We start from the raw sequence: 22,135 nt of genomic DNA, 5'->3' as shown, positions 1-22,135 counted from the left end.
CCGTTCAGCGTCTACGCGCTGACGCTGAACAACTACAGGCCGACGGCCTTGTAGAGGGAACCGACCTCCTGGCGGTTGAGCACGCGCATGGAACCGGGCCGCTGGTTGCCCAGGCGCACCTCGCCCACGGCGGTCCGGACCAGGGTCTGCACCGGGTGGCCGACCTGCTCCAGCAGGCGGCGGACGATGTGCTTGCGGCCCTCGTGCAGGACGACCTCGACCAGCGCCCGGCCCGGCAGCGCCGAGATCAGCCGGAACGAGTCGACCTTGACCGGGCCGTCCTCCAGCTCGATGCCCGCGCGCAGGGTGCGGCCCAGGTCCCGGGGGATGGGGCCGGGCACCTCGGCCAGGTAGGTCTTGGGCACCTCGTAGGAGGGGTGCATCAGGCGGTGCGCGAGGTCGCCGTCGTTGGTCAGCAGCAGCAGGCCCTCGGTGTCGGCGTCGAGCCTGCCGACGTGGAACAGGCGGTCCTTGCGGTTGGCGAGGTAGTCGCCGACGCACGGGCGGTGCTGCTCGTCGTGCATGGTCGAGAGCACGCCGCGCGGCTTGTTCAGCACGAGCGTGATCACGTCGTCCTTGAGCTGCACGCGGACGCCGTCCACGTGGACGACCGCGGTGTCCGGGTCGATCCGGCGGCCCTGCTCGCGGACGACCTCGCCGTCCACCTGGACGCGGCCCAGCTCGATCAGCTCCTCGGCCACGCGGCGGGAGGCGACCCCCGCTTTGGCGAGCACCTTCTGGAGCCGGACCCCTTCGGGCTTGTCCTGGTCAGACATCGTCGATCGCATCCACTTCGGGCAGGAGGGGAGCGATCGGGGGCAGGTCGCCGAGCGACGACAGGCCCAACCGCTCCAGGAACAGTTCGGTCGTGCGGTAGAGGATGCCACCCGTGTCGGAGTCGGTGCCCGTCTCGGCGATCAGGCCGCGCGCGACGAGCGTGCGGATGACGCCGTCGACGTTCACCCCGCGCACCGCCGCGACCCTGGCCCGGGTGACGGGCTGCCGGTAGGCGATGACCGCGAGGGTCTCCAACGCGGCCCGGGTGAGCTTGGCGCGCTGCCCGTCGAGCAGCAGCTTCTCCACGAGTGGCGCGAAGCGGTCCCGCGTGTAGAACCGCCAGCCGTCGCCGATTCTACGCAGGTCGATCCCGCTGCCCCGCTCGGTGTAGTGGGCGGCCAGCCGGTGGAGGGCCCGGGTGACGCGCTTCACGGGCTGCCCGAGGACGCCGGCGAGCTGCTCCTCCGCGATGGGGCTGTCGACGACGAGCAGGACGGATTCGAGGGCGCCGTCCAGTTCGGCGTCCTCGGACAGGTCGGGCAGGCCGTCCTCGACCTCGGCCCCGTCGGCTCCCGGGGGTTCCGGCGGGTCGAGCGCGAGGGCGGTACCCCGGCCCGGCTCGGCGGCGGTGCCCGGCGGGAGCGCGGGATCGGCGGCCCCGGGTCGGCTCGGCTCGTTGGGGGTCACCCGTACTCCTCGTCGTCCTCGGCCCGCTCCGGGGCGTGGGTCTGCCCGTCGGTCCCCACCCAGGTGATGCGCAGCTCGCCGAGCGGGTCCGGCTGCTCGAACGCCAGCGCCCTCTCCCGGTACAGCTCCAGCAGCGCGAGGAACCGGGCGACCACCTCCATGGTCTCCGTGCACCCGGCGATCAGCTCGGCGAACGTCGTCGTGCCCAGCTCGGCCAGCCGTTCCCGCAGCAGGTCGGCGTGCTCGCGCACGGACACCCGGTGCTGGTGGATGTGCTCGGTGGACACCGTCGGCGGCGGTTTGGGCCGGAACGCGACCGCGGCGATCTCGGCGAACCGCCGGGCGTCCACGCCGAGCATCACCTCGGGCAGCAGCCCCTCGTACCGCTGCTCCAGCGCCACCGAGCGCGGGTAGCGCCGGTACGCGCCCTGCTCCAGCTCCGCGAACAGGGCCGCGACCTGCTTGTACGCCCGGTACTGGAGCAGCCGCGCGAACAGCAGGTCGCGGGCCTCCAGCAGGGCCAGGTCCTCCTCGTCCTCCACGTCTCCCGCGGGCAGCAGCCGGGCCGCCTTGAGGTCCAGCAGGGTGGCCGCGATGACCAGGAACTCGGTGGTCTCGTCCAGGTCCCACTGGTCGCCCATGGCCCGGATGTAGGCGATGAAGTCGTCGGTGACCTGGTGCAGGGCCACCTCGGTCACGTCCAGGGTGTGCTGCGAGATCAGCTGGAGCAGCAGGTCGAAGGGGCCCTCGAAGTTGGTGAGCCGGACCTGGAACCGGCCGTCGCCGGGCGGGGTCGCCGGGTCGGGGGTCACCTGGCCGGGGGTGGCTTGACCGGGGGTCGCCTGGCCGGGCGCGGCCTGGCCTCGGGTCGCTTGGCCGGGCGCGGCCTGGTCGGGCGCGGGCGGGTGCTCGACGGTGACCCCGGCCGCGCCCGCCGCGGTCCCGGGTGGTGGCGCCTCTCCCCTCACCGGTCGCGCAACCTGCGCACCAGCAGGGAGTCCTCGCCGTGGCCCTCCAGGTCGTCCAGCACGATCGCGATCGCCTCGCGCACCACGCGACCCCGGTCCACCACCAGTCCGTGCTCGCCGCGCAGCGCCAGCCGGGCGTGCTCCAGCGCCAGCAGCTCCTCGTCGGACACGTACACGGTGATCTTGGTCGAGTGCTTCTGCCGCCCGCTGCCCCGCCGCGGTCCGGGCGCGGGCTGGTCTGCGGCGGGCGGGTCGACCGGCTGGTCGACGGCGGGCCGGGTCGCGGGTTCGAGGGCGGAGCTCGTGAGGCGGAACAGTTCGGACGCGCCCGGCAGAGAGGGGCGTCGGGTCACCGGCCGATCACCTCGCGCGCCAGCGCGCGGTACGCCTTCGCGCCCGCCGAGCGCGGCGCCCAGCGGGTGATCGGCTCACCGGCGACGGTCGTCTCCGGGAACCGGACGGTGCGGTTGATCACCGTGTCGAACACGACCTCGCCGAACGCCTCGACCACGCGCGCCATCACCTCGCGGGAGTGCAGCGTGCGCGGGTCGTACATGGTGGCGAGGATGCCGGTGATCTCCAGCTTCGGGTTCAACCGCTCCCTGACCTTCTCGATCGTGTCTATCAACAGGGCGACCCCGCGCAGGCTGAAGAACTCGCACTCCAGCGGGATGAGGACGCCGTCGGCCGCCGCCAGGGCGTTGACCGTGAGCAGGCCGAGCGACGGCTGGCAGTCGACCAGCACGTAGTCGTAGCGGTCGATCACCGGGCGCAGCGTGCGGACCAGCGTGTGCTCCCGCCCCACCTCGGAGACCAGCTGGATCTCCGCCGCGGACAGGTCGATGTTGCTGGGCAGCAGGTCCATGCCCTCGACCGGCGTGTTCATGATGACGTCGTTGATGCCGACGTCGCGCTCCATGATCACGTTGTAGATGGTCTGGTCGAGCTGATGCGGGTGCACGCCCAGGCCCACCGACAGGGCGCCCTGCGGGTCGAAGTCGACCAGCAGCACCCGCCGGCCGTACTCGCTCAGGGCCGCGCCGAGGTTGATGGTGGACGTGGTCTTGCCGACCCCGCCCTTCTGGTTGCACACCGCGAGGATGCGGGCCGGGCCGTGGTGGGCGAGCAGCGGCGGGTCGGGCACGAAGCGCAGCGGGCGCCCGGTGGGGCCCATGTCGCCCGCGGACTGCTCGACGGCGTCCTCGTCGACCGGCGCGGCGTGGGGCGCCAGGCTGAGTTCGACCTGGGCCCGGGGTACACCGGTCTGCTGCGGCGGCGGGGGTTGAGCTCCCCACGACCCGCTCGCGTGCCCCGGTGTCGACATCGCCTTCCGATCCTTAGTCCTCTGCCTGGGCGAAGCCTAGGCACCGGGGGGCCGGGCGGCAACGCGCCCCGCCGGAGCGGGTGCGAAGAGTTGTCACGCCGCGGTGGCGCGCGTCACCGCGCCGCGCCCGCCCGGTCGGCGGCCCGGAGCACCACGTCGAGCAGCCCCGGGAACAGCCGGTCGAGGTCGTCGCGGCGCAGCGAGACCCACCGCTGGTTGCCGCAGGCCCTGGTCCGGGTGATGCCGGCCTCGCGCAGCACCCGCAGGTGCTGGGACAGGGTGGACTTGGCCACGTCCACCAGCAGCGCGCCGCACAGGCGCTCGCCGTCGGCCTCGACCTGCCGCACGACCGCCAGCCGCGTGGGGTCGCTCAACGCGTGCAGCACCGACCCCAGGTCGATGGCGGTGGGTTCCGGCTCGTCCAAGTTCGGCACCTGGTCGGCACCTCCAGCTCGTCTGGTCGGGTGGTTTCCGGTCCGGCCCCCGGCCCCCGCGTCACCCCGAAGCGCGGGGGTGGGCGGTGGCGTAGACCTCGCGCAGGGTGTTCACGGTTACGAGGGTGTAGACCTGGGTCGTCGTGACGGAGGCGTGCCCCAGCAGCTCCTGCACCACGCGCACGTCCGCCCCGCCCTCCAGCAGGTGGGTGGCGAACGAGTGGCGCAGCGTGTGGGGCGAGACCTCCGCCGTGATGCCAGCCCGCTCGGCGGCGGTCTTGAGCACGTGCCAGGCGGTCTGCCTGGTCAGCCGGCCGCCTCGGGCGTTGAGGAACACGGCCGGGTTGGCGCGCTTGGCCAGCGCGGGGCGGGCGCGCACCAGGTAGGCGTCGAGCGCGGCGAGCGCCGGCCTGCCGACCGGGACCACCCGCTGCTTGCCGCCCTTGCCGTCGAGCAGGACGGTGCGCTCGGCGGCGTCGAGGTCGTCCACGTCCAGGCCGACGACCTCGGAGATGCGCGCGCCGCTGGAGTAGAGCAGTTCGAGCAGGGCGCGGTCGCGCAGCTCGGCGGGGGTGTCGCCGCGGGCGGTGTCGAGCAGCCGCAGCACGTCGTCCACCGGGATCGCCCTGGGCAGCCGCTTGGGCGGCTGCGGCGGGCGCACCTCGCGGGCCGGGTCGTGGGCGGTGAGGCCCTCGCGGTGCGCGAACCGGTGCAGCCCGCGCACGGCGACCAGGGTGCGGGCGGCGGAGGAGGCGGCCAGGCCCGACTCGCGCAGGCCGGCCAGGAAGTCGGTCACCACGGGCTCGGTGACCCCGCCCAGGTCGGTGACGCCGCGCCCGGCGAGGTGGGCGGCGTAGCGGCGCAGGTCGCGGGCGTAGGAGTCCAGCGTGTTGTGGGCGGTGCCGCGCTCCACGGCCAGGTGGTCGAGGTAGGCCGTGATCGCCGCACCCGCAGGGGTCCCCGCCGGTGCGCCTGCCGGGGTCGCCGCCGTCACGCATGGCAGTGTGCCGCCCCCGCCCGCCGGCGTCGAGGGCGGCCGGCGCCGCGCTGGTCCCGGCCTGCCGCCGCGCCCCCTCCTGTTAGCGTTGTGAGGTGTCGGAACCACACCAGGTGCGCATCGGCGACCAGCAGCGCCAAGAGGCGATCAGCGCGCTGAACGAGCACTTCGCGGCCGGTCGCCTGGAGATCGGCGAGTACGAGCAGCGCGTCGGCTTCGCGTCCGGCGCGCAGACCGCCCAGGAGCTGGCGGCGCTGTTCAACGACCTGCCGCACCCCAGGTTCCAGCCGCCGACCGCCGAGTACCCGCGGACCACCGGCTACGCCGCGCCGGGCTACCCGGGCGGCGGTCCCCAGACGAGCGGGTACCCGACCGCCGGCCACGTCCCCGGCTACGGGCCGCCCACCGCCGGCGCGAAGGGCTACGCCGACCCCGCGCACGCCTACCCGCCGGGGTTCGCCCCGGCCGCCCCCTACGGCGTGGACCCGCTGACCGGGCAGCCGCTGTCGGACAAGTCGCGGATCGCCGCGGGCGTGCTCCAGCTGGTGCTGCCGTTCGGCATCGGCCGGTTCTACATCGGCGACACCGGGATCGGCATCGCGCAGCTGCTGACCTGCGGCGGGTGCGGCATCTGGTCGCTGGTCGACGGGATCGTGCTGCTGGTCAACGGCGGCACCGACAGCCAGGGCCGCAAGCTACGCGACTAGGTTGCGCACCAGCATCCACGTCACCGCCAGGGCCACCACCGGCACCCCCACGGCCCGCGGCACCGGCGGGGCGGGCTCGCCCCGCCGCGACGCCCGCGCCCACCGCGCCCACAGCCACACCAGCAGCGGCAGCCCGGCCACCAGCACCACGGCGTTGAAGTGCCAGGCCGCGACGAGGTCGCCGTGCAGCAGCGCGTGGACCATCCGGGTGGACCCGCACGCCGGGCACTGGATGCCGGTCAGCGCGTAGAGCGGGCACGGCGGCAGCGGGGACCCCGGCTGGTTGGGGTCGACGACCAGCAGCACCCCGCACCCGACCACCGCCGCCGCGGCCACCGCCAGCGGACCTCGTCCACGCACACCCGCCATTATCCGCCAGCGGACGGGGCCCGCGGTCGGGGAGACTGGGGTGCGTGAGCTTCGCCGTGCACGCCCGCCGGGTGCGTGACGCCTCGCTGCCGATGGGCAGGCGGGTGTCCGCGCTGGGGTCGTGCGTGCAGCTGTTCCGGCCGTACGGGTACACCGGGACGCTCGCCTACCTCGAACTGGAGGTGGGGCCGTTCCAGTGCGACGGCGAGGCGCTGGTCCGGGCGCTGGAGCTGCTGGAGGCGCGGCGGGCGCGGTGGAAGGCGGAGGTGGCGGCGTTCGCCGAGGTCCGCCGGGTGGAGAAGCGGGCGGGACGGCGGACGCCCTCGGGGCCCACGCCGTTCAGCCGGCCGGAGGACCTGGCGGCGGGCGCGCGGTGGCGGGAGATCCTGACCGCCACGCGCCGCGCCCACCGGCTGGTCCTGGGCCGCCGCCGCTGAAAACCCGGGCCGCGTTCCCGCCCGGACGGGCGCACCGGCCCGACCGGCGCCGCCCGTGAGCCCGTTCCCGCCCACGAGCGGCCCCTCGGCACAGCCCGGTCAGTCCTGCGACCGCCGGGCGAACCGGGTCGGCCGGTCGCCGAACGGCGCGTCCGCCGGGCGGCTCACCGCGCGGCCGGCGACCACCGCCTGGGCCGCCAGCAGCCCGGACACGGCCGCCCCGTTGACGATGTCACCGGCCAGGGCCAGGGCCACCGCCTCGTCCAGCGGGAAGGTCCTGGCCTCCAGGTCGGCCTCCTCCTCGCCCTGCTCGTCGCGGTCGACCTCGGTCAGCCCGCGGGCCAGGAAGACCCGCACCACCTCGTCGGTGAAACCGGGCGAGGCGGCGACGTCCACCAGCGTCTCCCACGACGAGGCGGCCAGCCCGACCTCCTCGGCCAGCTCGCGCTGGGCCGCCAGCAGCGGCGACTCGCCCGCCGCGTCCAGCAGGCCGGCGGGCAGCTCCCACAGCCGCCGCCCGAGCGGGTGGCGGTACTGGTGGATGAGCGTGACCGCGCCGGCGTCGTCCAGCGCGACCACGGCCACCGCGCCCAGGTGCTCGACCACCTCGCGCTTGGCGGTGCCGCCGCCGGGCATGGCGACCTCGTCCACGCGCAGCGCGACGACCCTGCCCACGTGCACGTCCCGCGAGGAGACGGTGCTGAACTCGTGCCTGCCGGTCACTTCGCGGCCCCCGCGGTCTCGGGCAGCGGCAGGCGGTCGGCCAGCCGGTAGTCCAGGGCCGCCTTGACGAACGCCGCGAACAGCGGGTGCGGGCGGGTCGGCCGCGACTTCAGCTCCGGGTGCGCCTGGGTGGCCACGAAGAACGGGTGCGCGTCGGCGGGCAGCTCGACGAACTCCACCAGCCGGTCGTCCGGCGAGGTGCCGGAGAACACCAGGCCCGCGTCGGCCAGCCGGTCGCGGTAGGCGTTGTTGACCTCGTAGCGGTGCCGGTGCCGCTCGGACACCTCGGTCGCGCCGTACGCCAGCGCGACCTGGGAGCCGGGGACGAGCTTCGCCGGGTACGCGCCGAGCCGCATGGTGCCGCCCATGTCGCGCTGGCCGGCGACCACGTCCTGCTGGTCGGCCATGGTGCTGATCACCGGCGAACCGGTGTCCTCGAACTCGGCGGAGTTCGCGTCGGCGATGCCCGCCAGGTTGCGGGCCGCCTCGATGACCAGGCACTGGAGGCCCAGGCACAGGCCCAGCAGCGGGAGGCCGCGGGTGCGGGCGTGGGTGATGGCGCCGATCTTGCCCTCGATGCCGCGCACGCCGAAGCCGCCGGGGACGAGGACCGCGTCGAGGCCGGACAGGGCGTGCGCCGCGCCGGACGGGGTCTGGCACTCGTCGGACGGCACCCACACGATCTCGACCTTGGTGCGGTGGGCGAAGCCGCCCGCGCGCAGCGCCTCGGTCACCGACAGGTAGGCGTCGGGCAGGTCGACGTACTTGCCGACCAGGCCGACGCGGACCTTCTCGGTCGGGTTGTGCACCCGGTCGAGCAGGTCGCCCCACACGGTCCAGTCGACGTCGCGGAACGGCAGGTCCAGCCGGCGCACCACGTAGGCGTCGAGGCCCTCGGCGTGCAGCACCTTGGGGATGTCGTAGATCGACCGCGCGTCCACGGCGGCCACCACGGCGTCGGTGTCGACGTCGCACATCAGGCCGATCTTGCGCTTGAGCGAGTCGGGGATCTCCCGGTCGGCCCGGCACACGATGGCGTCGGGCTGGATGCCGATGTTGCGCAGCGCGGCGACCGAGTGCTGGGTGGGCTTGGTCTTCAGCTCGCCCGAGGGCGCCAGGTACGGCACCAGCGAGACGTGCAGGAAGAAGACGTTGTCGCGGCCCACGTCGTGGCGCACCTGCCGGCACGCCTCCAGGAACGGCAGCGACTCGATGTCGCCGACCGTGCCGCCGACCTCGGTGATGACCACGTCGGGCGCGACGCCGTCGGCGCCCGGCTCGGCCATGGCCCGGATGCGGCGCTTGATCTCGTCGGTGATGTGCGGGATGACCTGGACGGTGTCGCCCAGGTACTCGCCGCGCCGCTCCTTGGCGATGACCTCGGAGTAGACCTGGCCGGTGGTCACGTTGGCCTCGCCGGACAGGTCCCGGGCGAGGAAGCGCTCGTAGTGGCCGATGTCGAGGTCGGTCTCCGCGCCGTCGTCGGTGACGAACACCTCGCCGTGCTGGAAGGGGTTCATCGTGCCGGGGTCGACGTTGAGGTACGGGTCGAGCTTCTGCATGGTGACCCGCAGGCCACGGGCGGTGAGCAGCTGTCCCAGGCTGGACGCGGTGAGGCCCTTGCCCAGGGAGGAGGCGACACCTCCGGTGACGAAAACGTGCTTTGTCGTACGTGCCTGCTGCACCAAGGAGGCTCCCCGTGGTCTGGATTTCCGCAGGGCCAACGGCCCTGTCCACGGGCCCTAACGCTAACACGCCACCCATCACCCAGCGCGCTGGTGGGTCCGGTTGGGCATCACTCGGATGGCCTACCCCCACCCACCCCCGCGCGAGTCGAACGTCCAGGCCCACCGTGTCGTACGTTCAGGACCCCCGAGTTCTACGTTCAGACCACGTATGCCTCACGTTCGGGCGCCCGTGTCCCACGTTCGGGTTCCCCGTGTCCCGCGCCCGGTCCCGGCACGTCCCCGCGCCCGAGCTCCCGAACGTAGAACTCGGTGGTCCCGAGTGTTCGACACGGTCGTCCCGGGTGTTCGACTCGCGCTGTGGTCAGTCGGGGATGCCCGGGGCCGCGCCCTCCGCGTTGCCCGCGACCCCGTAGCGCCCGGCCCCGCCCTCCAGCTGCTCCCGCAGCGCCAGCACCGTCACCACCCGCCCGGCCGCCGTGTCGAGGTGGTCGACCGTCGACAGCACCGACGTCGCCGCCGTGTCCGCCCGGACCACGCCGACGGCTCCCGTGCCGTCCGCCGAACCCCGGTCGCCCGCCAGCACCGCGCCCGCCCCCGACCGGTCCAGCTGCGAGGCGAACCGGGCCACCACCGCCGCCCGGTCGCCCGCCGAGTTCCCCGAGGCCGCTCCCCCGGTCAGCACCACGGCCAGCTGCGCCGGCCGCACCGGCGCCTTCTGCCGGACGAACCCCGCGCCGGCCAACCCGCCCAGCGCCGCCGCCGACTCCGCCTCGGTCGCCCGGGGCCGGCCGTCGCCGCCGATGAGCAGCACCGACCCCAGCAGCGCGCCGGCCCGCGTGCCCGGGTCGGCCCCGGTGGGCAGCTGCGTCCCGGCGGGCTGGAGCCGCGCCACCATGTTCAGCAGCTGGTCGGCCTTGTCGGGGTCGGCGAAGGACTCGGTGAGCTGCACCTCCCCGGTCACGTCCGCCCCGGCCGCGCGCAGCAGCTCCACCAGCGCGTCCCGGTCACCCGGCGCGGCGTCGGCCGTGGTCACCAGCACGACGGTCCGGTCGGCGAGCTGCTCGCGCACCGCCGACGGCCCGACCGCGCCGGCGAACCGGTCCGCCTCGGCCAGCCGCGCGTCCAGCGCGACCCGGTCCGCCCGCAGCGCGGCGACCTCCCGACCCAGCTCGCTGTTGTCGTCGGTCAGCCCCGACAGCAGCCGGCCGCTGATCGCGGTCGACCCGAGCACCACGCCCACGGCCAGCGCCAGGAACACCGCGGTCACCGAGACGACGTGGTAGCGCAGGGAGATCACCCGAACCACCCCCTCACCCGGTCGACGGCGGAGCCGACCGCGTCGGCCGCCACGTCCAGGTAGGCCGACCCGACGCCGGACACGGTCAGCGCGGCCACCATCGCCGCGACCGCCGCCGACACCAGCAGCACGACCACGCCGGTCGAGATCCGGCCGCGGTGCAGCACCGCCACGGCCCGCCCGTCCACGAGCTTGTCGCCCAGCTTGAGCCGGGTCAGGAACGTCGACGGGTTCGACCCCGAGCGCCCCCGGTCCAGGAACTCCCGCAGCCCGGCCTGCACCCCCACGGTCACCACCAGGCTCGCGCCGTGCGCCTCGGCCAGCAGCAGCGCCAGGTCCTCGGCGTTGCCGTCCGCGGGGAACGTCACCGCGCCGATGCCCAGGTCCTGGATGCGCTCCAGGCCGGGCGCGTGGCCGTCGGTCTGCGCGGGCACCACGACCTCGGCCCCGGCGCGCAGCGCCTCGGTACCGATGCCGTTCGGGTCGCCGACGATGACGTCCGGCTTGAGCCCCGCCCGGTGCAGGGTGTCCGCGCCCGCGTCGACGCCGATCAGCACGGGCCGGTGCTCGCGGATGTACCGGCGCAGCTTCCGCAGCTCCTCGGCGTGCCGCGGCCCGCCGGCCACCACCAGCGCCTGCCGGCCGCGCACCGGCACGTCCAGCTCGGGCACGCCCACCCCGTCCAGGAGCAGGTCGCGCTCCCGGCGCAGGAACTCGATGGTGTCGGCGGAGAACGCCTCCAGCTGCGAGGCCATGCCCGCCCTGGCCTCCACCACCGCGTCGGCCACGGACTCGGCGGTCTGCTCGACGCCCCGCGCGACCTCGCGGTCCCCGACGAACACCCCGCCCTCGTGCAGGCGCAGCCGGGAGCCGTCCTTCACGTCGCGCAGCACGCCGGTGCCGGTCCCGTCGACCAGCCGGACGCCCGCCTCGACCAGCACCTCCGGCCCGAGGTTGGGGAACCGCCCGGAGATCGACGGCGAGGCGTTGACCACGCCGACCACCCCGGCCGCCACCAGGGCCTCGGCGGTGCGGCGGTCGACGTCGACGAGGTCGAGCACCGCGATGTCACCGGGTTCGAGCCTCCGCAGCAGGTCACCCGCGCGCCGGTCGACCCTCGCGACACCGGTCACGCCCGGCGGTTCGTGGTTCGTGCGGTGGAGCAACCCGGAGAGCTTCATGACCCGATGGTCGCCCACACCGCACGCGCTCCCGGGCCAACACGCCGGGCCCGGTACCGCTCCACAGTGGACGGACTACCCGGTCGGGTGATCCCGGTCGTCCTCGACGGGCCCCAGCTCGATCACCGGGACGGCGATCCCGAACGGCGGCGTGGCGTCGTCGTCCACCCGGTGCACCGCGTCCCCGGCGGGCCGTGGCGCGCGGGGCGGCCACTCGGCGCCCAGCACGGTCCCGGCGACGATCAGCGCCACGGCCACGCCCAGCAGGTAGCCGCCCGCGCCGACGAACGTGCGGACGCCCTCGTCCGGCAGGGGGCCGCCGAACAGCACCGACCACGTCTCCACCACCGCCCACAGCACGCCCGCGACCAGGCCCGCGCCGGCCCCCGCGGCGAGCCCGCCGACCGCGGCCTGACGGGGCGTGCGGACCCGCAGCACCGCGCCGGCGCCGGCCAGCAGCGCCGCCACGACCAGGGCGTAGCCGTAGACCGGGTCCTCGCCGTCCAGGTCCGCCGCGGCGTCGGGCTCGGGCTCGCGGACCACCTCCCACCCGGTGATGCCGACCGTGACGGTCCGGCTGTCCGGCTCCCGGCCGCCCGGCCCGAACAGCTCCACCTGCTCCACGGCGAACAGCGGGAACAGCGAACCGAGCAGCACCAGCAGCGCGCCCACGACGAGCAGGCCGACGGCGACCGCGCGCCGCGTCACGCGGGTGCCCCGACCGGCCGGGTCACGGCGCGCGCTCCGGGCGCGGGGTCTCCTGACCGGAACCGCCGGAACCAGGACCGGTGGGATCGATGAGGTCGGCAGGACCAGCAGGACCAGCAGGACCAGCAGGACCGGCGGAACCGGCAGGCACCGTCGACCCCGAGGCGCCCGGCCCCGGGTAGTCGCTCTCCGGCAGCCGCGCCACCTCGATCACCGGGATGCCGAACGGCGGGGTGTCCTCGTCCTCGCCACCCACCGCGTACACCACCGCGCCCTCGGCTCGCGGCTCCGCCCGCCGGGCGTGGACCAGCACCAACCCCGCCACCGCGGCCAGCACCGCCGCGCTGAGCACCCAGATCCCGCCGCCCGCGGTCTCCCTCAGGTAGTCGCGCTCGGGCCCGCGCGGCGAGCGCACCGCCGCGGACACCGCCGACCACACCGCCCACACCGCGCCGAACAGCACGCCGGTCGCGCCGAGCGCGGTGTAGCGGGTGATCCCGCGCTGGTGCTCGGGCAGGAACACCATGGCCGCGGCGACCGCCAGCAGCAGCCCCGCCGCCGCGATCGGCACCCCGTACTGGGGCGTGCCGTCGAACCTCAGCGCCTCGATCGTGTCCGGCTCCACCCGCACCGACCACGACGTGGTCGTGATCCGCAGCCCCTCGTCCCCCGGGCCGAACCCCGTCTCCAGCACCGACAGCGGCAGGAAGGTGCCGACGACGGCCCCCGCGGCGGCCGCCACCAGCAGGGCCGCCCCGAGCAGGCGTCGGTTCACCTGCGCTTCGCCCTGCGCCGCACCACGGGCACGCTCTCCTTGTCCGCCTTCGCCGCCGCCAGCAGCTCCTCGGCGTGCGCGCGGCCGGTGTCGGTGGAGTCCATGCCGGCCAGCATCCGGGCCAGCTCGACCACGCGCTGCGCCTCGTCCAGCCGCCGCACACCGCTGCGGGTCAGCACGCCGTCCGCGGTCTTGTCGACCACCAGGTGCCGGTCGGCGAAGGCCGCCACCTGCGGCAGGTGCGTGACCACGACGACCTGGTGGCTGCGCGCCAACCTGGCCAGCCGCCGGCCGACCTCGACCGCCGCCCGGCCACCCACACCCGCGTCGACCTCGTCGAACACCAGCGTGGGCACCGGGTCGGAGTGCGACAGCACGACCTCGAGCGCCAGCATCACCCGGGACAGCTCGCCGCCGGACGCGCCCTTGTGCACGGGCAGCGCGGGCGCGCCGGGGTGCGCGATGAGCCGCAGCTCCACGTCGTCCACGCCGGACGCGCCGGCGTGCAGCAGCCGGCCGTCGACCTCCAGCGCCTGCGCGTCACCCGCCTCGGCCACCCGCGGCCGCACCACGACCTCGACCGAGGCGTGCGGCATGGCCAGGCCGGTCAGCTCCTCGGACACCGCCTTGCCCAGCTCGTCGGCGGCGTCCACGCGCGCCCCGGTCACCCGCAGCGCGTAGCCCGCCAGCTCGACGGCCAGCTCGTCGCGCCGCGCGGCCAGCGCCGCCAGCGCCTCGTCTGAGGTGTCCAGGCCGGCCAGCCGCGCCGACGCGTCCTGCGCCCACGCGATCACGCCGTCCACGTCCGCGGCGTACTTGCGGGTCAGCGACTTCAGCTCGGACTGGCGGGCCAGCACCTGCTCCAGCCGCGTCGGGTCGGCCTCCAGGTGCTCCAGGTAGGACACGATCTCCGCGCCCACGTCGGCCAGCAGCGTCTCCGCCTCGACCAGCCGGGGCTCCAGCTCGCGCAGCTTCGGGTCCTCCGAGGCCGCCAGCCGCCGCCGCGCCTCGCCGATCAGGCCCAGCGCGCCCGGGTTGTCCGGGTCGCCGTCCGGGGAGCCCGCCACCGCGTACTGGGCGCCCGACGCGGACTCGCGCAGCTGGTCGGCGTCGGCGAGCCGGCGCGCCTCCGCGATCAGCTCCTCGTCCTCGCCGGGCTTCGGGTCGACCGCGGTGATCTCGGCCAGGCCGTGCCGCAGCATCTCGGACTCGCGGGCCAGCTCGCGGGCCCGGCGGGTGCGCTCGGCCAGCTCACCGGCCACGCGCAGCCACTCGTCGCGGATCTTCCGGTAGGCGCGCAGCGGCCCGGCGACCTCGTCACCGGCGAACCGGTCGAGCACCGACCGCTGCTCGGCGGGCCGCAGCAGCCGCAACTGGTCGTTCTGACCGTGCACGGCCAGCAGCTGCTCGGCCAGCTCGCCCAGCACGCCGACCGGCACGGACCGGCCGCCCAGGTGGGCGCGGGACCGGCCGTCGGCGCCGACCGTGCGGACGGCGATCACGCTGCCGTCCTCGTCGGGCTGGCCGCCGACCTCCTCGGCGACCTTCGCCGCCGGGCTGCCGGCGGGGGCCTGGAACCGGCCCTCGACCACCGCCTTCTCCGCGCCGTTGCGCACGCGTGACGCCTCGGCCCGACCGCCACCCAGCAGGTGGAGGCCGGTGACGACCATCGTCTTGCCCGCGCCGGTCTCGCCCGTCACCACGGTGAACCCGGGGTCGAGCTCAAGGGTGGCCTCGTCGATCACACCGAGGCCCTGGATGCGCATCTCGGCCAGCACAACAGGGAACACTACTGGGCGACGCCGACGAACCGTGTGCTCGGGGGCCGGGTTTCCCCAGTTGATCTACCTGGCCGAGGGACCCCGCCACCCCTGCACGGGCAGCTCGAACTTCTCCACCAGCCGATCGGTGAACGGCCCCTGCCGCAGCCTGATCAACCGCAGCGGGGTGCGGCCGCCCACCACCTCGACCCGCGCGCCGGGCGGCAGGTCGACGGTGCGGCGGCCGTCCGCGGACAGCACCGCCGGGTAGCTCTCCGGGTCGACCTCCAGCGCCACCACCGACGCGGGCGAGACCACCAGGGGCCGCGCGAACAGGGCGTGCGCGTTGCTCGGCACCACCAGCAGCGCCTGCACGTCCGGCCACACCACCGGCCCGCCCGCCGAGAACGCGTAGGCCGTGGACCCGGTCGGGGTGGCCACCAGCACGCCGTCGCAGCCGAACGCCGACACCGGCCGCCCGTCCACCTCGACCACCACGTCCAGGATGCGCTCCCGGGTGCTCTTCTCCACGCTGGCCTCGTTGAGCGCCCACGTGCTGCCCAGCACCTCGCCGCCGGCGAACGCGGTCACGTCGAGCGTCATCCGCTCGTCGACCTCGTAGTCGCGGTCCAGGACGTGCCGGATCGCGTCGTAGAGCGCGTCCGAGTCGGCCTCCGCCAGGAACCCGACCCGGCCCAGGTTCACCCCCAGCACCGGCACCCCCGCCGCGCGCGCCAGCTCGGCCGCGCGCAGCAGCGTGCCGTCACCGCCGAGCACGAACACCAGCTCGGCGCCCTCGGCCGCGTGGTCGTCGGCGGGCAGCACCCGGGTGAAGCAGGACGCGTCGAGCTCGGGCGCCTCGTCCTCCAGCACCCTCAGGTCCACCCCACCCGCCGCGAACCGCGCCGCGACCTCCTGGGCGACCAGCACGTTGCTGCGCCGCCCGGTGTGGACGACCAGCAGGATCTCCCTCGTCACCACGTTCCCCTCACCGAGGTCCTTCGGCCACGGCCGTGCGCACGAGCGCGGCGGCGGCCTCGTCCGGCAGCGGCTCGCCCCGGCGAAGCCAGGCGAAGAACTCGACGTTGCCCGACGGCCCCGGCAGCGGGCTCGCGGTCACCCCGTGCAGCCGCAGGCCGAGCCCGGCGGCGGACGCGACCACGTCCAGCACCGCCTCGGCACGCAGCTCCGGGTCCCGCACCACACCGCCCGAGCCCAGGCGCTCCTTGCCCACCTCGAACTGCGGCTTCACCATCGGCAGCAGGTCACCACCCTCCTCCAGGCACGCCGCCAGCGCGGGCAGCACGAGCCGCAGGGAGATGAACGAGAGGTCCGCCACCACCAGCTCCACCGGACCGCCGATGGCCTCCGGCGCCAGCGACCGCACGTTGGTCCGGTCCTTCACCACGACCCGGTCGTCCGTGCGCAACCGCCAGTCCAGCAGCCCCCGCCCCACGTCCGCGGCCACCACCTGCCGGGCCCCCGCGCGCAGCAGCACGTCGGTGAACCCGCCGGTGGACGCGCCCGCGTCCAGGCAGCGCCTGCCCGCCACGACCACCCCGGAGAACGCCTCCAGCGCGCCGACCAGCTTGTGCGCGCCCCGCGAGGCGTAGTTCGGGTCGTCGTCGACGCGGACCACCAGCGCGGTGTCCAGCTCGACCGCGGTCGCGGACTTGGTGGCCACGGTGCCCCGGACGGTCACCCGGCCCTCGGCGACGAGTTGGCTCGCGTGCTCCCGGGACCTGGCCAGCCCGCGGCGGACCAGTTCGGCGTCGAGCCGAGCCCTGCGCGGCACCGGATCAGACCCTGTCGACGCTGGACAGCGCGGTGGTCAACGCCGCGTGCACGTCGTCGAACCTGGCCACGTGCTCGACCACGTCCACCTGGTCCAGACCCTCCAGGCCGGCCAGCGCGTCCTCGATCCCGGCCACCGGGTCACGCGGCGGGCCGGGCGGGGGAACCTCGAAGCTCACGGTTTCACGGTAGCCGATGCAGGATCGACAGGTCCGCCGCGATGTGCGTGGGCCGCTGCCCGTCGGGCAGGCCGAGCGCCTCCTCCTCGGTGGACACGCCGGTCAGCACCAGCAGCGAGTCCATGCCCGCGTTGACCGCGCCCGCGATGTCGGTGTCCAGGCGGTCGCCCACGACCAGCGGGCGCAGCGCGCCCAGCGACTTCGCCGCCTGCTCCAGCAGCGGCGTCGCGGGCTTGCCCGCCACCAGCGGCTCGACCCCCGTGGCGGTGCGCAGGGCGGCCACCAGGGCGCCGTTGCCGGGCAGCAGGCCCCGCTCGGTGGGCAGGGTCGCGTCGACGTTGCAGGCGATCCACCGCGCGCCCGCCCGGATCGCCACGCACGCCTCGGCCAGCTCCCGCCACCCCAGCTCCTGCGACAGCCCCTGGACCACGGCCCCGGCGCCGTCCGCGCGCTCCACCGGCTCGAACCCGCGCGAGCGGATCTCCTCGGCCAGCGCGGCGGTGCCCAGCACCAGCACGCGCGTGCCCGGCGGCACCAGGTCGATCAGCATCGCCGCGCCCGCCTGGGCGCTCGTGCTGACCTCCTCCAGCGCCGCGCCGAAGCCCAGCTCCACCAGGTGCCCGGCCACGTCCGAGGGCGACCGGGAGGCGTTGTTGGTGACGAACCGGATGCCGACACCCCGCTCCCGGGCGGCGGCCACCGCCTCCACCGCGCCGGGCACGACCTCCCGGCCCCGGTAGACGGTGCCGTCGAGGTCCAGCAGCAGGGCGTCGTAGCGGTCCAGCAGCACGGGCCGCCTCCGTTCCGGTGGTCGCGGGTGGTGCCCCCAAGTCTGGAGGCCCGACACCGGGTGGTGTCGGGCCTCCAGGGGGTGACTTCAGTCGCTCGGGCCGGTCCCGGTGGGTTCGGTCGGGAGGTTCGGTCCTGCCGGCTCAGTCCTGCCGGCTCAGTCCTACCCGGCTTGTTGCCGCCGGCTCGGTCCTGCGGGCTCAGTCCTGCGGGCTGAGGTCGAACGCGCGCTCGGCGGCGTCCGTCTCGTTGTCGTCGTCGGCCTGCGCGGCGTTGAGGAACCACCGCACGGCCTCCTCGGTCCGCCCGGCCGCCTCCAGGTTGTCGGCGTAGGCGTAGAACAGGCGGGCGCTCCACGGGTCCCGGCGCTTCGCGTCCAGGTCGTCGCCCTGGAGCGCCACCACGGCCGCCTCCAGCTGCCCCATGTCCCGCCGGGCGCCGGCCGCCACGATCCGCAGCTCCACCGCCTCCTCGGCCGACAGCGGCGAGCCCTGCGCCTCGCGCGCCAGCTCGATCGCCCGCTCGGGACGCCCCAGCGCCCGCTCGCAGTCGGCCATCACCGCGACGTGCCCGGCACCGTGCGACATGCGACGGGCGGCCCGCAGCTCCGACAGCGCCTCGGACCACTCACCGGCGTGGTAGGCGGTCAACCCGGCGGCCTCGCGCACCACCGCGACCCGAGCGGCCTTCGACCGCGCGTACCGGGCGTGCTCCAGCGCCAGCTCGGGCTCGCTGTCGACCAACATGCCGGCGGCGGCCAAGTGGCGACCGACGATCTCGGCCAGGCCCTTGGGCAGCCCGCGCAGCTCCTGCTTCACCTCGGGGTCCAGCACGGAGATGTCCGCGTCCTGAGGCAGCTCGGGCGTGCGGGACCGGGTGAACGCCCGCTCCCGATCCTCGCCGGCCTCCGGGAGCTCCCGCTCGACCTCGGGGGTCTCGTCGGTCGCGCCCTCGGTCGCGGTCTTGGTCCCGGCGTCGGCCCCGGACTCGGCGGCGTCGACCTCGGTCCCGGTCTTGGCCTCGGCCACCGGCTCACGCTCGGCCCGCGCCCCAACGGACTCGTCCGCGTCGTCCCGGTCGTTCTTGGCGGCCTCGTCGGCGCGGTCGCTCGCGTCGTCGTCCGCGCCGTCCACGGCAGTCGGCTCGACCCGCTCGTCGGCGCCGGTCGCGCCGATCGCGACCACAGCCGCGCCGGTGCTCACCGACTCGTCGACCTCGACCGCGGTGTCCTCGGCGGCGCGCTGGTCCTCGGGCTGCGTGATCCGGTCCTGGAACCGGGCGGCCCGGTCACGGCTGCGCTCGTCGCGCCGGTCGTCCCGGCGGTCTTGACGCGGCTTGTCGTACTGCGGCTTGTCATAGCGCGGCCGGTCCGAACGCGGCCGGTCACCGCTGGGCCGGTCATCGCGACGCTGGTAGCCGCCGCGATCGCCGGTGGAGCGGTCGTCACGGCGCTGGTAGCCGCCGCGGTCGCCGCTCTGGCTGTCCCGACGCGGGTAACCACCACGGTCACCGCTGGGCCGATCGTCCCGACGCTGGTAGCCGCCGCGATCACCGGTAGGTCGATCGTCCCGACGCTGGTAGCTCCCACGGTCGCCGGCGGGCCGGTCATCCCGGCGCTGGTAACCGCCACGGTCACCGCTGGGCCGGTCACCGCTGGGCCGGTCATCGCGACGCTGGTAGCCGCCGCGATCGCCGGTGGAGCGGTCGTCACGGCGCTGGTAGCCGCCGCGATCGCTGCTCTGGCTGTCCCGACGCGGGTAACCACCACGGTCCTCGCGCGGCCGGAACTCACGACGCTCACCGCCGCGGTCGTCCCGCCGGAACCCGCCCCGGTCGCTGGAGCTGCGGTCGCCACCGCGGTCATCGCGACGCTGGTAACCGCCACGGTCGCCACCGCGATCACCGGAACGGTCATCGCGCCGGTCGTCCCGACGCGGGTAACCACCGCGGTCGCCGCCCTGGTCGTCCTTGCGCTGGTAGCTGCCGCGGTCGCCGGTGGGCCGGTCGCCGCTGGGCCGGTCGTCACGACGCTGGTAGCCGCCGCGATCGCTGCTCTGGCCGTCGCGACGCGGGTAACCACCACGGTCCTCGCGCGGCCGGAACTCACGACGCTCACCACTGCGCTCAGTACCCCGGTTGAACCCGCGGTCGTCACGCCGCTGGTAACCACCGCGGTCACCGGAGCGGTCGTCCTTGCGGTCACCGGTCCGGTCGCTGCTGCGGTTGTCGGTCCGGTTGTCGGTTCGACTGTCGGTCCGGTCGTCGCGCCGCTCGAACCGAGGCCGGTTCTCGTCGCGCCGGAACCCGCCCCGATCACCGGAGCGGTCGTCGCGTCGCGGATAACCGCCGCGGTCACCACTGGGCCGGTCGTCCCGACGCTGGTAACCGCCACGGTCGCCGGTGGACCGGTCATCACGTCGCGGGTAACCACCGCGGTCGTCGCGGGGCTTGTCGAAACGGGGACGCTCGCCCCGGCTGTCGCTGCTCCTGCTGTCGCCCCGGTTGTCGTCGCGGCGCGGATAGCCGCCACGCTCGTCCCGACGCGGAGAATCATCCCGACGCTGGTAGCTGCTCGACCGCTCGCCCCCACGAGCGTCGCGGCTACCCGCCGGCTTGCGATCGCCCTGGGCTCGGCCACCGTCGTCGGATCGGCGCGGGCGGTCTCCCTGGCCACGCTGACGGTCGCCGGGTCGATCCCCGAACCTGGACACTAGCTCCTCCTACTGTGGACACGCCGAAAGGGCTTGTGGTGTTGCGGCACAACCTAATGTGCCCCCACCACAAGCCCTTTCAGGGAAGAATGTTCGGCGGCGTCCTACTCTCCCACACCCTCACGAGTGCAGTACCATCGGCGCTGGAAGGCTTAACTACCGGGTTCGGAATGGGACCGGGTGTTCCCCAACCGCAATGACCACCGAAACACTATGAAATTACCAACCCGTAGGCACCAACCCAAACCCCCGATGAGGGTTCCGGTGGTGGTCCGGTTCGGTTCTTTCAGAACCGCACAGTGGATGCGTAGCGTCTTCATGACAAGTCCTCGGCCTATTAGTACCGGTCAACTCCAGCCGTTACCGACCTTCCATCTCCGGCCTATCAACCCAATGGTCTGTTGGGGGCCTTAACCCACAAAGGGGTGGGATACCTCATCTAGGAACGAGCTTCCCGCTTAGATGCTTTCAGCGGTTATCCCTTCCGAACGTAGCCAACCAGCAATGCCCTTGGCAGGACAACTGGCACACCAGAGGTCCGTCCGTCCCGGTCCTCTCGTACTAGGGACAGCCTTCCGCAAGTATCCTACGCGCGCGGCGGATAGGGACCGAACTGTCTCACGACGTTCTAAACCCAGCTCGCGTACCGCTTTAATGGGCGAACAGCCCAACCCTTGGGACCTACTCCAGCCCCAGGATGCGACGAGCCGACATCGAGGTGCCAAACCATGCCGTCGATATGGACTCTTGGGCAAGATCAGCCTGTTATCCCCGGGGTACCTTTTATCCGTTGAGCGACCACGCTTCCACAAGCCATGGCCGGATCACTAGTTCCGACTTTCGTCCCTGCTCGACCTGTCGGTCTCACAGTCAAGCCCCCTTGTGCACTTGCACTCGACACCTGATTGCCAACCAGGCTGAGGGAACCTTTGAGCGCCTCCGTTACTCTTTGGGAGGCAACCGCCCCAGTTAAACTACCCACCAGGCACTGTCCCTGATCCGGATCACGGACCGAGGTTAGACATCCAGTACGACCAGAGTGGTATTTCAACGATGACTCCACACCGACTGGCGTCGACGCTTCACAGTCTCCCACCTATCCTACACAAGCCGAACCGAACACCAATACCAAGCTATAGTAAAGGTCCCGGGGTCTTTCCGTCCTGCCGCGCGTAACGAGCATCTTTACTCGTAGTGCAATTTCGCCGGGCCTGTGGTTGAGACAGTCGAGAAGTCGTTACGCCATTCGTGCAGGTCGGAACTTACCCGACAAGGAATTTCGCTACCTTAGGATGGTTATAGTTACCACCGCCGTTTACTGGCGCTTAAGTTCTCAGCTTCGCCCCGAAAGACTAACCGGTCCCCTTAACGTTCCAGCACCGGGCAGGCGTCAGTCCGTATACATCGTCTTGCGACTTCGCACGGACCTGTGTTTTTAGTAAACAGTCGCTTCTCGCTGGTCTCTGCGGCCAACTGGTCCTAGCCCGCAAGGGGCTTCAAACCCTTTGGCCCCCCTTCTCCCGAAGTTACGGGGGCATTTTGCCGAGTTCCTTAACCACAGTTCGCCCGATCGCCTCGGTATTCTCTACCTGACCACCTGTGTCGGTTTGGGGTACGGGCCGCGTGAACACTCACTAGAGGCTTTTCTCGGCAGCATGGGATCACTCTACTTCGCCTCAATCGGCTATGCATCACGTCTCAGCCTGTATGCCTGGCGGATTTGCCTACCAGACGGCCTACACGCTTACACCAGTACTACCACTCACTGGCGGAGCTACCCTCCTGCGTCACCCCATCGTTTGACTACTACAAGCTCGGTTCCCGCGCTCC

At 73.6% G+C, this 22,135-nt stretch carries 23 protein-coding genes and 2 rRNA genes; 3 read left to right on the top strand and 22 right to left on the bottom strand.

All coding sequences use genetic code 11. The features are described from left to right. Nucleotides 1-32 precede the first annotated feature (32 nt). From Q5530_RS21720 to xerD, 7 genes are all read right to left on the bottom strand, one after another. Nucleotides 33-776, bottom strand: a complete 744-nt coding sequence (locus Q5530_RS21720; RefSeq protein ID WP_380641896.1) for a pseudouridine synthase — start codon at nt 774-776, stop codon at nt 33-35. Beyond that, the gene (gene scpB / locus Q5530_RS21715; RefSeq protein WP_415364608.1) at nt 769-1,464 is read right to left on the bottom strand and encodes an SMC-Scp complex subunit ScpB; all 696 of its coding nucleotides are present in this window, start codon (nt 1,462-1,464) and stop codon (nt 769-771) included. The genes Q5530_RS21720 and scpB overlap by 8 nt, the downstream gene beginning before the upstream one ends. Further along, nucleotides 1,461-2,432 carry a segregation/condensation protein A gene (locus Q5530_RS21710; RefSeq protein ID WP_415364606.1) on the bottom strand — a complete coding sequence of 324 codons (972 nt, stop codon included), beginning with the start codon at nt 2,430-2,432 and terminating at the stop codon, nt 1,461-1,463. The genes scpB and Q5530_RS21710 overlap by 4 nt, the downstream gene beginning before the upstream one ends. Further along, on the bottom strand, nt 2,429-2,785 hold the full coding sequence (locus Q5530_RS21705; protein WP_415364604.1) for a hypothetical protein: 357 nt from the start codon (nt 2,783-2,785) through the stop codon (nt 2,429-2,431). The genes Q5530_RS21710 and Q5530_RS21705 overlap by 4 nt, the downstream gene beginning before the upstream one ends. Then, nucleotides 2,782-3,756 (bottom strand): ParA family protein, encoded by a 975-nt coding sequence (locus Q5530_RS21700; protein ID WP_380641907.1) that lies wholly within the window; start codon nt 3,754-3,756, stop codon nt 2,782-2,784. The genes Q5530_RS21705 and Q5530_RS21700 overlap by 4 nt, the downstream gene beginning before the upstream one ends. A 113-nt stretch (nt 3,757-3,869) precedes the next feature. Further along, nucleotides 3,870-4,190, bottom strand: coding sequence for an ArsR/SmtB family transcription factor (locus tag Q5530_RS21695; RefSeq protein ID WP_415364603.1), 321 nt, complete (start codon nt 4,188-4,190; stop codon nt 3,870-3,872). A gap of 61 nt (nt 4,191-4,251) precedes the next feature. Then, entirely contained in the window at nt 4,252-5,184 is a 933-nt protein-coding gene (gene xerD / locus Q5530_RS21690; RefSeq protein ID WP_415364602.1) for a site-specific tyrosine recombinase XerD, read from the bottom strand. A 98-nt stretch (nt 5,185-5,282) separates the two neighbouring features. Between xerD and Q5530_RS21685 the strand changes: the two genes are divergently transcribed. Beyond that, complete coding sequence (locus Q5530_RS21685; protein WP_415364601.1) at nt 5,283-5,894, top strand: DUF1707 domain-containing protein; 612 nt, start codon at nt 5,283-5,285, stop codon at nt 5,892-5,894. Here the strand turns inward: Q5530_RS21685 and Q5530_RS21680 are convergent. Beyond that, the gene (locus Q5530_RS21680; RefSeq protein WP_380641916.1) at nt 5,883-6,254 is read right to left on the bottom strand and encodes a DUF2752 domain-containing protein; all 372 of its coding nucleotides are present in this window, start codon (nt 6,252-6,254) and stop codon (nt 5,883-5,885) included. The genes Q5530_RS21685 and Q5530_RS21680 overlap by 12 nt on opposite strands. Nucleotides 6,255-6,307: 53 nt before the next feature. On the opposite strand from Q5530_RS21680, the gene Q5530_RS21675 reads away from it, so the two are divergent. Then, on the top strand, nt 6,308-6,700 hold the full coding sequence (locus tag Q5530_RS21675) for a hypothetical protein (protein ID WP_380641918.1): 393 nt from the start codon (nt 6,308-6,310) through the stop codon (nt 6,698-6,700). A 99-nt stretch (nt 6,701-6,799) separates the two neighbouring features. Here the strand turns inward: Q5530_RS21675 and Q5530_RS21670 are convergent, their stop codons facing one another. The 12 genes from Q5530_RS21670 to Q5530_RS21615 form a co-directional block, all read right to left on the bottom strand. Further along, nucleotides 6,800-7,423 (bottom strand): NUDIX domain-containing protein, encoded by a 624-nt coding sequence (locus Q5530_RS21670; RefSeq protein WP_415364600.1) that lies wholly within the window; start codon nt 7,421-7,423, stop codon nt 6,800-6,802. Beyond that, nucleotides 7,420-9,108 (bottom strand): CTP synthase, encoded by a 1,689-nt coding sequence (locus Q5530_RS21665; protein ID WP_415364599.1) that lies wholly within the window; start codon nt 9,106-9,108, stop codon nt 7,420-7,422. The genes Q5530_RS21670 and Q5530_RS21665 overlap by 4 nt, the downstream gene beginning before the upstream one ends. 364 nt (nt 9,109-9,472) lie before the next feature. After that, nucleotides 9,473-10,408 (bottom strand): copper transporter, encoded by a 936-nt coding sequence (locus Q5530_RS21660; RefSeq protein ID WP_415364597.1) that lies wholly within the window; start codon nt 10,406-10,408, stop codon nt 9,473-9,475. Next, on the bottom strand, nt 10,405-11,589 hold the full coding sequence (gene steA, locus Q5530_RS21655) for a putative cytokinetic ring protein SteA (protein ID WP_415364595.1): 1,185 nt from the start codon (nt 11,587-11,589) through the stop codon (nt 10,405-10,407). The genes Q5530_RS21660 and steA overlap by 4 nt, the downstream gene beginning before the upstream one ends. A gap of 75 nt (nt 11,590-11,664) precedes the next feature. After that, nucleotides 11,665-12,297 (bottom strand): hypothetical protein, encoded by a 633-nt coding sequence (locus tag Q5530_RS21650; RefSeq protein WP_415364594.1) that lies wholly within the window; start codon nt 12,295-12,297, stop codon nt 11,665-11,667. Nucleotides 12,298-12,319: 22 nt separating this feature from the next. Continuing rightward, a complete protein-coding gene (locus Q5530_RS21645; protein ID WP_415364593.1) occupies nt 12,320-13,072 on the bottom strand; it encodes a hypothetical protein in 753 nt (250 codons plus the stop codon). Further along, nucleotides 13,069-14,850 (bottom strand): DNA repair protein RecN, encoded by a 1,782-nt coding sequence (gene recN / locus Q5530_RS21640; RefSeq protein ID WP_415364591.1) that lies wholly within the window; start codon nt 14,848-14,850, stop codon nt 13,069-13,071. The genes Q5530_RS21645 and recN overlap by 4 nt, the downstream gene beginning before the upstream one ends. Nucleotides 14,851-14,916: 66 nt before the next feature. Beyond that, entirely contained in the window at nt 14,917-15,810 is an 894-nt protein-coding gene (locus Q5530_RS21635; RefSeq protein ID WP_380641938.1) for an NAD kinase, read from the bottom strand. Nucleotides 15,811-15,820: 10 nt separating this feature from the next. Continuing rightward, nucleotides 15,821-16,627 (bottom strand): TlyA family RNA methyltransferase, encoded by an 807-nt coding sequence (locus Q5530_RS21630; protein ID WP_380641940.1) that lies wholly within the window; start codon nt 16,625-16,627, stop codon nt 15,821-15,823. Between the two features lie 4 nt (nt 16,628-16,631). After that, the gene (locus Q5530_RS21625) at nt 16,632-16,805 is read right to left on the bottom strand and encodes a hypothetical protein (protein ID WP_380641942.1); all 174 of its coding nucleotides are present in this window, start codon (nt 16,803-16,805) and stop codon (nt 16,632-16,634) included. Nucleotides 16,806-16,809: 4 nt separating this feature from the next. Then, on the bottom strand, nt 16,810-17,595 hold the full coding sequence (locus tag Q5530_RS21620; protein WP_415364588.1) for an HAD-IIA family hydrolase: 786 nt from the start codon (nt 17,593-17,595) through the stop codon (nt 16,810-16,812). A 199-nt stretch (nt 17,596-17,794) separates the two neighbouring features. Then, nucleotides 17,795-18,796: a hypothetical protein gene (locus Q5530_RS21615; protein WP_415364587.1), complete on the bottom strand. Its 1,002-nt coding sequence runs from the start codon at nt 18,794-18,796 to the stop codon at nt 17,795-17,797. 123 nt (nt 18,797-18,919) lie between these two features. On the opposite strand from Q5530_RS21615, the gene Q5530_RS21610 reads away from it, so the two are divergent. After that, complete coding sequence (locus Q5530_RS21610; protein WP_415364586.1) at nt 18,920-20,308, top strand: hypothetical protein; 1,389 nt, start codon at nt 18,920-18,922, stop codon at nt 20,306-20,308. A gap of 88 nt (nt 20,309-20,396) precedes the next feature. Here Q5530_RS21610 and rrf read toward each other — a convergent pair. Together rrf and Q5530_RS21600 are read right to left on the bottom strand one after the other, a co-directional pair. Continuing rightward, nucleotides 20,397-20,513, bottom strand: a 5S ribosomal RNA gene (gene rrf / locus Q5530_RS21605). A gap of 109 nt (nt 20,514-20,622) precedes the next feature. Next, nucleotides 20,623-22,135, bottom strand: a 23S ribosomal RNA gene (locus tag Q5530_RS21600); the annotation flags it as partial.

Origin of the sequence: Saccharothrix sp. BKS2 (assembly GCF_047689505.1) — a bacterium.
In the GTDB taxonomy this organism is placed as follows: Bacteria; Actinomycetota; Actinomycetes; order Mycobacteriales; family Pseudonocardiaceae; genus Actinosynnema; species Actinosynnema lopnurensis.
This window is presented reverse-complemented; position numbering and strand designations above follow the sequence as displayed.